The following is a 13321-nucleotide window of genomic DNA, read 5'->3' on the forward strand; positions in this document are numbered from 1 at the left end:
TGGTCATCGGGCGGCACGTTCTGTGTCACGCCTGTGGCACGGAACGCGGCAGTGCCCGGCACCGCACATGCGGTGCCGGGCACTGAGCGGTCGTGTCAGGCGCGACCTGCGGTCTTCTGCGTCTTGCGGGTGACCGAGTCGATCACGACCGTCGCCAGCAGAACACCACCGGTGATCATGTACTGGATCGGGGTCGCGATGCCCTCCAGCGCCAGGCCGTACTGGATCGAGACGATCACCATGACGCCGAGCAGGGCGTTCCAGGTGCGGCCCCGGCCACCGAAGAGGCTGGTGCCGCCGATGACGGCCGCGGCGATGACGTTCATGAGGAGGTCACCGGCGCCGGCGCTCTGGTTGGCCGCCGCGATCTTGGAGGCCCAGAACAGGCCGCCGGCCGCCGCGAAGAACCCTGCCAGGGCGAAGACGGAGATACGGATCGCCGCGACGTTGATACCGGCACGGCGCGATGCCTCGACACTGCCGCCGAGCGCGAAGATCTTGCGGCCGTAGGCAGTGCGGCGGAGCACGAAGTCCGTGATCACCAGAACCGCCAGGAACAGCACCAGGGCGAGCGGCAGACCCTTGTACTGGTTGAACATGGCCGCCGCGGCGAAGGCGATCACACCGAGCACGACCGTGCGCAGCACGATGTCGGACAGCGGCCGGGACGGGATGCCGGCGGCCGCACGGCGGCGGTTGTCGAAGTAGGAGGAGAGGAAGAAGCCGGCCACGGCGACCGCGGCGAGGCCGTAGGCGGCCGCCACGTCCGTGAAGTAGTACGTGGTCAGCTGGCCGACCACGCCCTCGCTGTCCAGGTTGATGGTGCCGTTCTCACCGAGGAGCTGGAGCATGAAGCCCAGCCAGAACAGCAGACCGGCCAGGGTGACGGCGAACGCAGGAGCGCCGATCTTGGCGAAGAAGAAGCCGTGTACGGCTCCGATGGCCGCGCCGCTCACCAGGGCGACCAGCACCGCCAGCCACTCGTTCATCCCGTGGGTGACGCTCAGGACCGCCACGATCGCGCCGGAGACACCACTGACCGAACCGACCGACAGGTCGATCTCGCCGAGCAGCAGCACGAAGATGATGCCGACGGCCATCATGCCGGTGGCGACCATCGTGACCGCGATATTGCTGAGATTCTGCGCGGAGAGGAACTGCGAATTCAGGCTCTGGAAGATGGCGGCGATGATGATGAGGCCGATGACGACCGGGATCGAGCCGAGGTCACCGGCGTGCAGCTTCCGCTTGAACTCGGAAAGGTAACCGGCCAGGCCCTGCTCGCGCACCAGGAGCCGGGGGTCCACCGCGGTGACCGCGTCATGAGCGGCCTCGGGGTTGACGACCGGTGCGTCGACGGGGGCGGAGGTCTTTTCGGTGCTCACTTCTGAACCTCCGAGGTGCGCGCCGCACGACGGGTCACGGCGTTGTCCGTGGCACCGGTGATGGCGGAGATGATCTCTTCCTGCGAGGTGGACTTGACGTCGAAGACGCCGTTGTTCCGGCCGAGCCGCAGCACCGCCACCTTGTCCGCCACGGCCTTCACATCGGCCATGTTGTGGCTGATGAGGATGACGGCGTGGCCACGCTCACGGAGCCGCTCCACGAGGTCGAGCACCTGTGCGGTCTGCTCGACGCCGAGGGCGGCGGTGGGCTCGTCCAGGATGACGAGCTGGGGCTCGCCGAGCATCGAACGCGCGATGGCCACGGTCTGACGCTGACCGCCGGAGAGCGAGGCGATCGGAATACGGACGCTGGGGATCCGGATCGACAGAGTCTTGAGCAGTTCAAGGGCGCGGCGCTCCATCTCGACCTCGTTCAGGACCCCGCGGCTGCGGAGCTCCCGGCCCAGGTAGAGATTGCCTACGACGTCGATGTTGTCGCACAGCGCGAGGTCCTGGTAGACGGTCGCGATGCCCAGGTTCTGGGCGTCGTGCGGCCTGCTGATCGTTACGGACCTGCCCTCCCACTCGATGACGCCCTCATCGATGGGATGCACGCCGGCGATCGTCTTGACCAGCGTGGACTTTCCGGCGCCGTTGTCGCCGACCAGGGCGACCACCTCACCGGCGTGGACCTCAAGCTCTACGTCGGTGAGCGCCTGGACGGCACCGAACCGCTTGGAGACCCCGCGCAACGCCAACACGGGCGTAGCGGACACGTGAACCATCTCCTTCGCCGCCTGACCGGCGGGGATGCCGCGCCGGGGGAAGGCGCGGAGGCTGAGCAGCTAACAAGTGTTGCCTTCCGGTGCCCCGCCCCTCAGCGGGGACAGAGGGAGGGACGGAGCACCGGAAGGTTTCTGCGGAACCCTGAGGTCCCTGACAGAGCCTCGGCACCCGGGGGACCCGGATGCCTCGGCGAGCGGCCCTACTTCAGGCCGAGCTGGTCACAGGCGGCCTTGAACTTCGGGGTGCAGATCTCGGCAACCGTGTAGACGCCGTCCTTGACGACAGTGTCGTTGATGTTGTCCTTGGTCAGCGAGACGACCGGGACGAGAACCGAGGGGACGTCCTTGGTGGTCGGGCTCGAGACCTTCTGCTTGGCGATGGAGTCGAGCGACTCGCCCTTGGCGAGCGCCACGGCCATCTCGGCGGCGGCGGCGGCCTCCGGCGCGTACGGCTTGTAAACACTCATGAACTGCTCACCGGCGACGATGCGCTGCACACCCGCGAGCTCGGCGTCCTGGCCGGTGACCGGCGGGAGCTTGTCGAAGCCGGCCGCCTTCAGGGCGGTGATGATGCCGCCCGCCATGCCGTCGTTGGCGGAGTAGACGCCGACGATCTTGTCCTTGCCGAGGGCCGAGATCGCCGCCTCCATGTTGGCGTTGGCGTTCTCCGGCTTCCACTCCTTGGTGTCGTACTCCTTGCCGACCGTCACCTTGCCGTCGAGCTCGGCCTTCGCGCCCTTCTTGAACAGAGCGGCGTTCGGGTCGGTGATCGCGCCGTTCATCATCACGATCTGGCCGTCCTTGGCCTTGTCGCCCAGGGCCTCGACCAAGGCCTTGCCCTGAACGTGGCCGACCTCTTCGTTGTCGAAGGAGGTGTAGGCGTCGATCGGGCCCTCCGCGAGGCGGTCGAAGGCCACGACCGGGATGTCGGCCTCCTTCGCCTTCTTGACGGCGCCGGCGATCGCCTTGGAGTCCACGGCGTCCACGATCAGGGCGTCGACCTTGTTGGTGATCATGGTGTCGACCTGCTGCGTCTGCAGCGTGGCGTCCTGCTTGGCGTTGGCGTAGACGAGCTTCGCCTTGCCGTTCGTGAGCTCGCTGATCTTCTCCTCGATGAGCGGCTTGTCGAACTTCTCGTAACGAGCGGTCTGGTTCTCCGGGAGAAGCAGGCCGATCGTGATGTCGTCGCCCTTCTTCGCGGCAGTCTCGTCGGTCTTGTCGCCCGACTCCTTGGCGCTGCCACAGGCGGCCAGCGATACGGCCATCGCAGAGGCGGCGACAGCAACAGCGGCACGACGCAGATGTGCGTTCACGATGAGAAACCTCCCTGACGAGGCCGCGTCGCTGCGGCCGAGGTGGCTCGAAGTCAACTCGGCCCCGTCGTCAGCGTCAAGCAGTAAATCCTTAACGAGATGACAACGGTGCCATTCGTTATCTAAGTGAAGGCGGGCGCGCTGGCCGGAGGGGAGCTGTCCAGAAGGGTCGAATCGCCCATTTCACTGAGCACCAGGGCGAGGGCGCCCAGCACCTCGGCCCGTCCGCCGAGCGCCCCGGGAGCCACCGAGAGCTGCCGCGCCGCGCTGGGGATGGCGTAACGGGAGACCGACTCCCGGATCGGCCCCAGTACCAACTCTCCAGCTTCCGCCAGATCACCCCCGAGTACCACTCGGCTGGGGTTGAGCAGGTTGCACAGGTTCGCCACGCCGGAGCCGATGTGGCGGCCCACGTCGGCCACCACACGGCGGCAGCCGAAGTCGCCCTCGCGGGCCAGCTGCACCACGCGCTCCATGGTCAGCTCGGTCCCGTGACTGGACTCCAGCAGCGGCAGTACGTACCGGGCGGCCGCGAAGGTCTCCAGGCAGCCACGGTTGCCGCAGCGGCAGACCGGACCCGACTCGTCGAGGGTGATATGGCCGATCTCGCCGGCCGTGCCGCCCGGTCCCCGGTAGATCTGCCCGTCGATGACAAGACCGGCGCCGACGCCGCTGGCGACCTTGATGTAGGCGAGATCCTTGACCCCCCGCCCGCTGCCCCACACCAGCTCGCCGAGTGCGCCGAGGTTGGCGTCGTTGTCGACGTACACGGGCACTCCCAGGCGGCCCGACAGCTCCTCGCTCGGATTGATGCCGGTCCACCCCGGCAGGATCGCGGTGGACCCGAGCGTGCCCGACTCCACGTCGATGGGGCCCGGTACGCCGAGCCCCACACCGATCACCTTGTCCAGGCCGATCCCGGTGGCCTCGATCAGCCGGTTGACGAGCGCTTCAGCCCGGTCGAAGCCCTCGGCGGACGAGGCGTCCACGTCCAGCGGCTCGGATTCCTCGGCAAGCACCTGGTGGGCGAGGTTGCCGATCGCGACGCGAAGATGGGTGTGGCCGAAGTCGACCCCTATCACGATGCCCGCGTCACCGCTGAGCGAGACGCTGCGGGCCCGCCGGCCGCCCGCCGAGGTCGGCGTCACCTCGACCGTGCCGCCATCCTTCAGCTCACGAACGATGTTGGAGACCGTCGCCGCGGAGAGGCCGGTGCTTCTCGCGATCTCGGCCTGCGTGAGCGAGCCGGCCAGGCGCACGGCGCGCACGACCCGCTCGAGGTTGGCCCGGTGCAGAGATGTCTGCGACCCCGGAGTCTCCATCGACTCATCCACTCCTGCCCCCGGTGGGCGGCACGACGACCGCCCCCGGTCGGGGTCACCACAACGGAACCCCGACGTTTCTCCAACTTGTGAACTCTTAGCTCAACTCTTGGGGGCCTGTCACGTCAAGACCTTGAGCATCCCGACCACAACGGCCGGACCCCGCCCGACATGCGTCGAACGGGGCCCGGCGGGGGCTGTGCGGCGTCTGGGGCGCCTGTGATCGTTACTTGAGCGTTCCCGCGGTGAGACCCGATTGGACCTGTCGCTGGAAGGTGAGATAGACGACGACCACGGGAAGGATCGCGATGGTCATGCCCGCGAAGATCACGGGCAGGTCACCCGCATAGCCCTGCTGCTGGCTGAGCAGTACCAGGCCCTGCGTCAGCATCGAGCGGTCGGGGTCGAAGCCGCTCTGCTGCTGCATGAGCACCAGCGGCAGGATGTACTGGTTCCACTGGCCGAGCAGGTTGAAGATGCCGACGCTGATCAGACCGGGCTTGGCCATCGGCAGCATCACCTGGAAGAAGATCCGGGTGTGCGAGGCGCCGTCGATCACCGCCGCCTCGTGGATCGCGGTCGGCAGCGTCCGGAAGAACGCGTGCATGAAGAAGACCGTGAACGGCATGGAGTAGGCGACGTAGACCAGGATCAGTCCCTGGTACGTGTTGAGCATGCCGAGCTGTTTGATGAGGAAGTACAGCGGGATGAGTCCGAGGTACACCGGGAACATCGCGCCGGCGATGAAGAAGTAGTAGATGAGGCGGTTGCCCCAGAACTGGTAGCGGGCCAGCACATAGGCACCCATAGCGCCCAGGAGCATCGTCAGCGGCACGGAGAAGACCAGCACGATGACGGTGTTGAGGAAGTACGAGCCGATGTGGCCCTTGGTCCAGGCCCGCGAGAAGGCGTCGAAGTTCCAGTTGGAGGGCCAGGACCAGGAGCTGGCGCCGATCTCCGCGTCGGTCTTGAAGGAGCCGAGCAGAATCCAGATCAGCGGCAGGATGATCATCACGGCCCACAGGATGAGGAAGCCGTGCGAGAAGACATTGAGGACCCTGCCCTCACTGTCACGGCTGCGTGCGCCGCGGACCTCCTTGCCTGAGCCGCGCTGGACCGGCACGGCGTCCTTGGTCACGCCGTCGATGGTGGGTGTTGTGGACATCTCGTGCTTCCCCGCTCAGTACTCGATACGCTCGCGGCGGCTGATCCGCAGCGTGACGACGGACAGGATCAGCGTGAGGAGAAGGATCACCACGCCCATGGCGCAGGCGTAGCCGCTCTTGCCGAACGCCAGGAAGTTGCGCATGAGGTAGGTGGCCATCACCTCACTGCTGTGGTCGGGCCCGCCGCCGTAGCTGCTGCCCGGTGTCATCACCGAGATGAGCGCGAAGCAGTCCATGGCCAGGATCGCGAGATAGACCCAGGCGGTCTGCACCGTGTCCCACAGCAGGGGCAGCGTCACCTTGAAGAAGGTCTGCGAGCGGCCGGCGCCGTCGAGCAGCGCCGCCTCGTAGATCTCCTTCGGGATCGACTGCATGGCGGCCGAGAACAGGACGAGGTAGAAGCCCACGCCCCACCACAGGAGCACGAAGGCGACGCACCACAGGACCAGGTTCGGGGAATTGAGCCACTCGACGGGGTGCTCGGCGTCGGAGATGCCGAGCTTGATCAGCGTGCCGTTGATGAGGCCGGCGACATCGCCGCGGTAGACCGCCCGCCACAGGATGGCCAGGATGACCACCGACAGGACGTGCGGGAGGAAGAAGACGACCTTGTAGAGGCCGGAGCCCCGTACGCCCCGGATACCGGCCGCACCACCCCGCCCGCCCACGTTCACCATGAAGGCGAAGAAGAGGGCGAGCAGGATGGTGGCCAGGGGCAGGCTCACCAGGATCAGGAAGTTGTTCCACAGTGCCTGGAGGAAGACGCTGTCGGAGAACAGCTCCGCGTAGTTGTCGAGACCGACGAACTCCATCTGCGAGGACTGGCCACGCCAGTTGGTGAAGGAGTATCCGAACGTCTGGACGTACGGCCAGATCATGAAGATCAGATACAGGCCGAGCGGACCGATCAGGAAGCCGGCCACGAACCGGTTCTTGCCCTTGTGCATGAAACTCTGCCCCTGGTCAGTGCGAGAACGGGCCTACGGACGCTTGTTGTTCTTGCTGGCCGGGTCCTTGGCGGCCTTGTCGACCGCCGCCTGGGCCCGCTTGAGCCATTCCTTCGGCTGGATGCGCTTGGCCATCAGCTCGGCGGACGCGTTGCGGATGGTCTCGTCCATCTCGCTGTACCAGTTGACGTAGTAGTAGTCGAAGGTGTTCTCACCGGCCGCCGCGACCGCGTCGACGGCGGACTTGGTACCGGGCCGCAGCTGGACCGAGGTGTCCACGCCGTCCTTGACGATGGTCAGCGAGTTCGCCTGCTGGGCGAAGATCGTCGACCACTCCTTGGACAGCATCCGGCGGAGGAATTCGAGACCGCCCGCCTTGTTCTTCGCCTTCTCGGGGACGATGAACGGCTCACCGGCGCCGGCCCGGATCGCCTCGAAGGGCAGCTTGCTGTCGGGCACCAGCGGCATCGGCAGGAACTTCATGTCGAAGTCCGCGGGCGTCTGCTTCAGCTGCTCGTTCTCCAGCCAGGAGCCCGAGGGGATGAAGACGGCCTTGCCCTTGTTCCAGGCGGTCTGCGACTCGATGTGGTCGAGCGAGTTGGTGCCCGGGAGCAGCAGGCCCTTGTCGACGATCTCGTAGATCGCCTCGATGGAAGCCTGCGCCGAGTCGCTGCCCACGAAGGCCTTCGGGTCGAGGTTGTCGATCGCCTTCATCGCGTCCAGACCGCCGGTCTTGGCGATCAGGTCCATGATCATGACGTTGATGTAGTACGGGTGCTTGCCCTGGTGGGCGAGGCCACCGACACCGTCCTTCTTGGCCTCCTTCATGATGGTGAGGAAGGCGTCCCAGGTCTTCGGCACCTCCCAGCCCTTGTCCTTGAAGAGCTTGCCCGAGTACCACACACCCCAGACGGTGTAGATGTAGTTCAGCGAGTACATCTTCTCGTCGAAGTTGCCCTTTTCGGCGGTGCCGGGGATGAGGATGTCCCGGACCTTCTTCGACGGGTCGTCGAAGGACGGGGCGTCGAGCAGCTCCTCGAGGCTGGCGAGCTGGCCGTCCTTGTAGAGGGTGTCGAGCTTGATCTGCTGGGCGCCGGAGTTGTCGATGACGTCCGGGGGGTTGCCGCCGACGAAGCGGGGCTGGAGCTTGCCGGTGATCTCCTGGGTGCCCAGGTGGGAGATCTTGCCGCCCCAGGCCGTCTTGTACTTCTTCTCCCACTCGATCGCGTACTGGTCGCCGAAGCCGCCCTTGAAGATGACGACGTCAAGAGTGCCGCCCTTGGCAACGCCGAACGGGTTGTCCTTCGTCACCTCACCCTTCTGCTTGGACTGGTCGTCACCGCTGCTGCTGGCGCAGGCGGACAGGAAACTCATCGTCGGCACGGCGATCAGGCCGAGTGCGGCGGACCGCTTGATCAGGTCTCGGCGGCCGAAACCCTCACTGTTGTCGTGGGCGGAGGTGGATCCCATGCTCAAGTCCTCGCCTTCTCCAGGACTCAGGCGGTGTACCGGTCGCCCGTTCTTGGTCGCCTCAGGCGAAGGGCCCCGCCACCGCGGTCAGTTGCTGTGTATTCCCGGGGGGAAACTCAGTGAAGCTCGGGTCGTGCACGGCTGCCGGCGGGCAACGGAGTCTGGCGCGATCGGCGATGCGCACGCTGCGCACGCCCGTCGCCCCCAGTGCCCTTGCCAGTTGGAACAGCTATCCGGACGCCGACAGGTATAGTCCACTTCACGTCAACTGGGCAAGATCGAAAACAAGGTTGGACGGCAGTCTTTCCCGAGTTGAGACCTCGCGGATACATGAGCACTTTGCGCACCCTTATGACCACAGCATTCTTCGCGGATGGGCCGAAACGGACCGCCTCGCTCCGTCAACACTCTTGACACCGTATGTCACTTGCCCCCGTACTGGTGGCTGCACTTCAGCGATGACAACGTTGTCCATGGCGACCTTCCCCTGGAGGAAAGACCGGGATGCAGCCCAGAACCAGAGCCCGGCGGAGAAACTTTCACGCGGTCACCCTGGCGGTGACCGCTTCTCTGCTCGTGTTGACGACCCCCTCGGCCGCTGTCGCACTGCCCCCGCAGTCCGGACAATCCCCGGTCGCCGGCCTGGAATTCAGGTCATCCTTCGAATCGGACGAACCCCAGCCGGACTGGCGCAATACCGTTGATGTCGGCACCGACGGCAGGAAGCGGTCGTCGGGTGTCGATGGCGGCTTCTCCAGCGGAATACCGGGCAATGTCACCGACAGGGTGACCGAACTGCGCGCCAGCGACGAGAACGCCGGCGGGGGCGAGACGAAGGAGAACCTCGTCGATCTGCTGCCGAGCAGCAAATGGCTGGGGTTCCGGCCCACCGCCTGGATCGAGTTCGACACCGACGCACCGGTCAAGGTGGCCACCTACGCCCTCACGTCCGCCAATGACTTCGCCTCCCGCGACCCCAGGGACTGGACGCTCAAGGGCTCGGTCGACGGCAAGGAGTGGGTGGTGCTGGACTCGCGCACCGGCGAGACATTCGCCGAGCGCTTCCAGACCAGGACCTTCGACATCGGCGCTCCGTCCGAGGTGCAGGCGTACGGGCACTACCGGCTGGAGATCACCAGGAACAACGGGGCGTCCGACGCCACCCAGTTGGCCGACGTCCAGTTCTCCAACGGCGACACCAGCACCCCGGTCCCCGACGACATGCGCAGCCAGGTCGACCGCGGCCCCGGCGGCTCCCCCACCGCCAAGGCCAATGCCGGGTTCACCGGCACGCGGGCGCTGAAGTACGCCGGCACGCACAAGGCCGACGGCCGGGCATATTCGTACAACAAGATCTTCGACATCGATGTCACGGTGCGCCGTGACACCGAACTGTCGTACAAGATCTTCCCCTCAATGGCCGAAACCGATCTGAACTACCCGGCCACCAACGTGTCGGTGGACCTCGCCTTCACCGACGGCACCTATCTGAGTGATCTTCGCGCGGTCGACTCGCACGGCGGCCTGCTGACCCCCACCGGACAGGGCGCCGCGAAGCGGTTGTACGTCAATCAGTGGAACAGCGTCGCGGCCGGCATCGGCACGGTCGCGGCCGGCAAGACCGTCGACCGGGTGCTGGTGGCGTACGACTCCCCCAAGGGCCCGGCGAAGTTCCAGGGCTGGGTCGACGACATCACCCTCGCGCCCAAGGCTCCCGAGAAGCGGCTCGCCCACCTCTCGGACTACGCCTCGACGACCCGTGGCACCAACTCCAGCGGCTCGTTCTCCCGCGGCAACAACTTCCCCGCCACCGCCGTCCCGCACGGCTTCAACTTCTGGACGCCGGTGACCAATGCCGGGTCACGCAGCTGGCTGTACGAGTACTCCCGCGGCAACAACGCGGACAATCTGCCGGCCGTGCAGGCCTTCAGCACCAGCCATGAGCCGAGCCCGTGGATGGGCGACCGGCAGACCTTCCAGGTGATGCCGTCGGCGGCGGCCGGCACTCCGGACACCTCGCGCACGGCCCGGGCCCTGCCCTTCCGTCACGAGAACGAGACGGCCCGCCCGCACTACTACGGCGTGACGTTCGAGAACGGGGTCAAGGCCGAGATGGCTCCGGCCGACCACGCGGCGATGATGCGCTTCACCTATCCCGCGGGCGACGCGAGCGTCATCCTCGACAACGTCACGAAGGAGGCCGGGCTCACCCTCGACCCGGACACCCGCTCCTTCACCGCCTTCTCGGACGTCAAGAGCGGTCTGTCCACGGGCGCCACCCGGCTGTTCGTGTACGGCGTCTTCGACGCGCCGGTGACCGACTCGGCGTCCGAAGGCGTCACCGGCCGGCTCCGCTTCGACGCAGGCGAGGACCGCACCGTCAATCTGCGTATCGCCACCTCGCTCATCAGCGTCGACCAGGCGAAGAAGAACCTGGCCGACGAGATCCCGGCGGGCACCCGCTTCGAGCGGGTGCGCGGCAAGGCGCAGGAGGCCTGGGACGGTCTGCTGGGCAAGGTGGAGGTCGAGGGCGCGACCCGCGACCAGCTCACCACGCTCTACTCCAGCCTGTACCGGCTGTACCTGTACCCGAACTCCGGCTTCGAGAACACCGGCACCAAGGCAAGCCCGAAGCACCAGTACGCGAGCCCGTTCTCGCCGATGACCGGTCCCGACACTCCGACCCGTACCGGCGCGAAGATCGTCGACGGCAAGGTGTACGTCAACAACGGCTTCTGGGACACGTACCGCACGACCTGGCCCGCGTACTCCTTCCTCACTCCGAAGAAGGCGGGCGAGCTGGTGGACGGCTTCGTCCAGCAGTACAAGGACGGCGGCTGGATCTCGCGCTGGTCCTCGCCCGGCTATGCCGATCTGATGACCGGTACCAGCTCGGACGTGGCCTTCGCCGACGCCTATGTCAAGGGCGTGAAGTTCGACGCCGAGGCGGCATACGAGGCGGCGCTGAAGAACGCGACCGTGGTGCCCCCGTCCCCGGGCGTCGGCCGCAAGGGCATGGAGACCTCTCCGTTCCTCGGCTACGCCTCCACCGAGACGCACGAGGGTCTGTCCTGGTCGCTGGAGGGTTACCTCAACGACTACGGGCTGGCGAAGATGGGCCAGGCGCTCTACGCGAAGACCGGGAAGGACCGCTACAAGGAGGAGTCGCGGTACTTCCTCGAGCGGGCCCGTAACTACGTCACCCTCTTCGACACGAAGGCCGGCTTCTTCCAGGGCCGCAACCTCAAGGGCGACTGGCGGGTCGAGAGCGGCGCGTTCGACCCGCGGGTGTGGGGCTACGACTACACCGAGACCAACGGCTGGGGATACGCCTTCACCGCTCCGCAGGACAGCCGCGGTCTGGCGAATCTGTACGGCGGCCGCTCCGGTCTCGGCGAGAAGCTCGACACCTACTTCTCCACGCCCGAGACGGCCTCCCCGGAGTTCGTCGGCTCGTACGGCTCCGTCATCCATGAGATGACCGAGGCGCGCGATGTGCGGATGGGTATGTACGGGCACTCCAACCAGGTCGCCCATCACGCCACCTACATGTACAACGCGGCCTCGCAGCCGTGGAAGACGCAGCAGAAGGTGCGCGAGGTGCTCTCCCGCCTCTACACCGGCAGCGAGATCGGGCAGGGTTACCACGGTGACGAGGACAACGGCGAGCAGTCGGCCTGGTACCTCTTCTCCGCGCTCGGCTTCTACCCGCTGGTGATGGGCAGCGGCGAGTACGCGATCGGTTCACCCCTGTTCACCAAGGCGACCGTGCACCTGGAGAACGGCCGCGACCTCGTCGTCAAGGCCCCGAAGAACAGCGCGAAGAACGTCTACGTGCAGGGCCTGAAGGTGGACGGCAAGCCATGGACGTCCACGGCGCTGCCGCACAGCCGGATCGCCAAGGGCGGCACGCTGGAGTTCGCGATGGGGCCGAAGCCGTCGGCCTGGGGCACGGGGAAGAACGCCGCACCGGTCTCCATCACCCAGGACGACAAGGCGCCCACGCCGCGGCACGACGTGATCACGGGTGACGGCGCGCTGTTCGACAACTCCTCCGGCACCTCCGCACCGGTCGGGTCGGTGGAACTGCCGCTGAAGCAGGCGACGCGGGCCGTGCAGTACACGCTCACCTCGTCGGCCAAGGACAAGGCCCCGACCGGCTGGGTGTTGCAGGGTTCCGCCGACGGCGAGGAGTGGACCGACCTGGACCGGCGTTCGGGCGAGTCGTTCGCCTGGGACCGGCAGACCAGGGTCTTCACGGTGGACAGGCCCGGCTCTTACCAGCGCTACCGGCTCGTGTTCACAGGTGAGGCGACGCTCGCGGAGATCGAACTGATCTCCTGAGCGGTCCGGACAGGACGGGCGGGAGGGCCATGGCACCGGGCCCTCCCGCCCGCACGCTGTGTCGGCTGTCCACGGCCGGCCCGCCGGTGTCCGCGCGCGGCGAGCTGCGCGGCGGTGAGCCGCCCCGGCTCCCGCCGCTCGCGTGCGCTCTCGCCCGCGGCGCGCTGTGCAGCACCTCGTTCACCGGGGTGGGCACCCCCTGCTGCCGTCCGAGCAGCACCATCTCCCCGTTGAGATGGTCGGTCTCGATCGATCCCGTGCCCCGGACCAGGCTCTGCCACGTCGAGCCCCCCGTACGGCTGCCGTCCACGGCCGGGACATCGACCGCACCGTCGCGCGGTGCGGCCGGCCGCCTCGCTCGCGTACGGAATGCCGGCGGCCGCCAAGGCGCGGCGCCCTCCGCCTTGGCCCGTACGATCACGTCCCGCGCCTGCGGCCCCGGCCGCTCACCGCAGTACGACTGCGACGGGGCGGGCCATATCGCAAGGCCCGGACCTGGGACCGGTATCTGTGCCGTGAAACGGCCTCTGCCGCATAGGTCATGCGAGGGCCGTCCGCACGGCCCGCCCACCGGGCCAGGCGATTATCC

The 13321-nt window shown here is 66.9% G+C and carries 9 protein-coding genes; 1 reads left to right on the top strand and 8 read right to left on the bottom strand.

The annotated features are described in order from the left end of the window. Window positions 1-95 precede the first annotated feature (95 nt). The 7 genes from OHS70_RS07895 to ngcE form a co-directional block, all read right to left on the bottom strand. The gene (locus OHS70_RS07895; RefSeq protein ID WP_328395081.1) at window positions 96-1385 is read right to left on the bottom strand and encodes a sugar ABC transporter permease; all 1290 of its coding nucleotides are present in this window, start codon (window positions 1383-1385) and stop codon (window positions 96-98) included. Continuing rightward, on the bottom strand, window positions 1382-2170 hold the full coding sequence (locus OHS70_RS07900) for an ATP-binding cassette domain-containing protein (protein ID WP_328395083.1): 789 nt from the start codon (window positions 2168-2170) through the stop codon (window positions 1382-1384). The genes OHS70_RS07895 and OHS70_RS07900 overlap by 4 nt, the downstream gene beginning before the upstream one ends. Before the next feature lie 200 nt (window positions 2171-2370). Next, a complete protein-coding gene (locus tag OHS70_RS07905) occupies window positions 2371-3483 on the bottom strand; it encodes a substrate-binding domain-containing protein (RefSeq protein WP_328395085.1) in 1113 nt (370 codons plus the stop codon). A gap of 122 nt (window positions 3484-3605) precedes the next feature. Beyond that, window positions 3606-4805: an ROK family transcriptional regulator gene (locus OHS70_RS07910; protein ID WP_328395087.1), complete on the bottom strand. Its 1200-nt coding sequence runs from the start codon at window positions 4803-4805 to the stop codon at window positions 3606-3608. 226 nt (window positions 4806-5031) lie between these two features. Continuing rightward, window positions 5032-5970, bottom strand: a complete 939-nt coding sequence (locus OHS70_RS07915; RefSeq protein WP_328395089.1) for a carbohydrate ABC transporter permease — start codon at window positions 5968-5970, stop codon at window positions 5032-5034. A gap of 15 nt (window positions 5971-5985) precedes the next feature. Beyond that, window positions 5986-6918, bottom strand: a complete 933-nt coding sequence (locus tag OHS70_RS07920) for a carbohydrate ABC transporter permease (RefSeq protein ID WP_328395091.1) — start codon at window positions 6916-6918, stop codon at window positions 5986-5988. A 33-nt stretch (window positions 6919-6951) separates the two neighbouring features. After that, window positions 6952-8388, bottom strand: coding sequence for an N-acetylglucosamine/diacetylchitobiose ABC transporter substrate-binding protein (ngcE, locus tag OHS70_RS07925; protein ID WP_328395093.1), 1437 nt, complete (start codon window positions 8386-8388; stop codon window positions 6952-6954). Between the two features lie 504 nt (window positions 8389-8892). Between ngcE and OHS70_RS07930 the strand changes: the two genes are divergently transcribed. Further along, a complete protein-coding gene (locus tag OHS70_RS07930; RefSeq protein ID WP_328395095.1) occupies window positions 8893-12732 on the top strand; it encodes a GH92 family glycosyl hydrolase in 3840 nt (1279 codons plus the stop codon). Here the strand turns inward: OHS70_RS07930 and OHS70_RS07935 are convergent. Further along, the gene (locus OHS70_RS07935) at window positions 12689-13303 is read right to left on the bottom strand and encodes a ketopantoate reductase family protein (RefSeq protein WP_328395097.1); all 615 of its coding nucleotides are present in this window, start codon (window positions 13301-13303) and stop codon (window positions 12689-12691) included. The two genes, OHS70_RS07930 and OHS70_RS07935, sit on opposite strands and share 44 nt — an antisense overlap. Window positions 13304-13321 lie beyond the last annotated feature (18 nt).

It is taken from the genome of Streptomyces sp. NBC_00390 (assembly GCF_036057275.1).
Classification (GTDB): domain Bacteria; phylum Actinomycetota; class Actinomycetes; order Streptomycetales; family Streptomycetaceae; genus Streptomyces.

Coding starts and splice junctions, on each gene's coding strand:
- OHS70_RS07900 (WP_328395083.1), bottom strand. CDS start 2,170: ATGGTTCACGTGTCCGCTACGCCCGTGTTGGCGTTGCGCGGGGTCTCC.
- OHS70_RS07910 (WP_328395087.1), bottom strand. CDS start 4,805: ATGGAGACTCCGGGGTCGCAGACATCTCTGCACCGGGCCAACCTCGAG.
- OHS70_RS07915 (WP_328395089.1), bottom strand. CDS start 5,970: ATGTCCACAACACCCACCATCGACGGCGTGACCAAGGACGCCGTGCCG.
- OHS70_RS07920 (WP_328395091.1), bottom strand. CDS start 6,918: ATGCACAAGGGCAAGAACCGGTTCGTGGCCGGCTTCCTGATCGGTCCG.
- ngcE (WP_328395093.1), bottom strand. CDS start 8,388: ATGGGATCCACCTCCGCCCACGACAACAGTGAGGGTTTCGGCCGCCGA.
- OHS70_RS07930 (WP_328395095.1), top strand. CDS start 8,893: ATGCAGCCCAGAACCAGAGCCCGGCGGAGAAACTTTCACGCGGTCACC.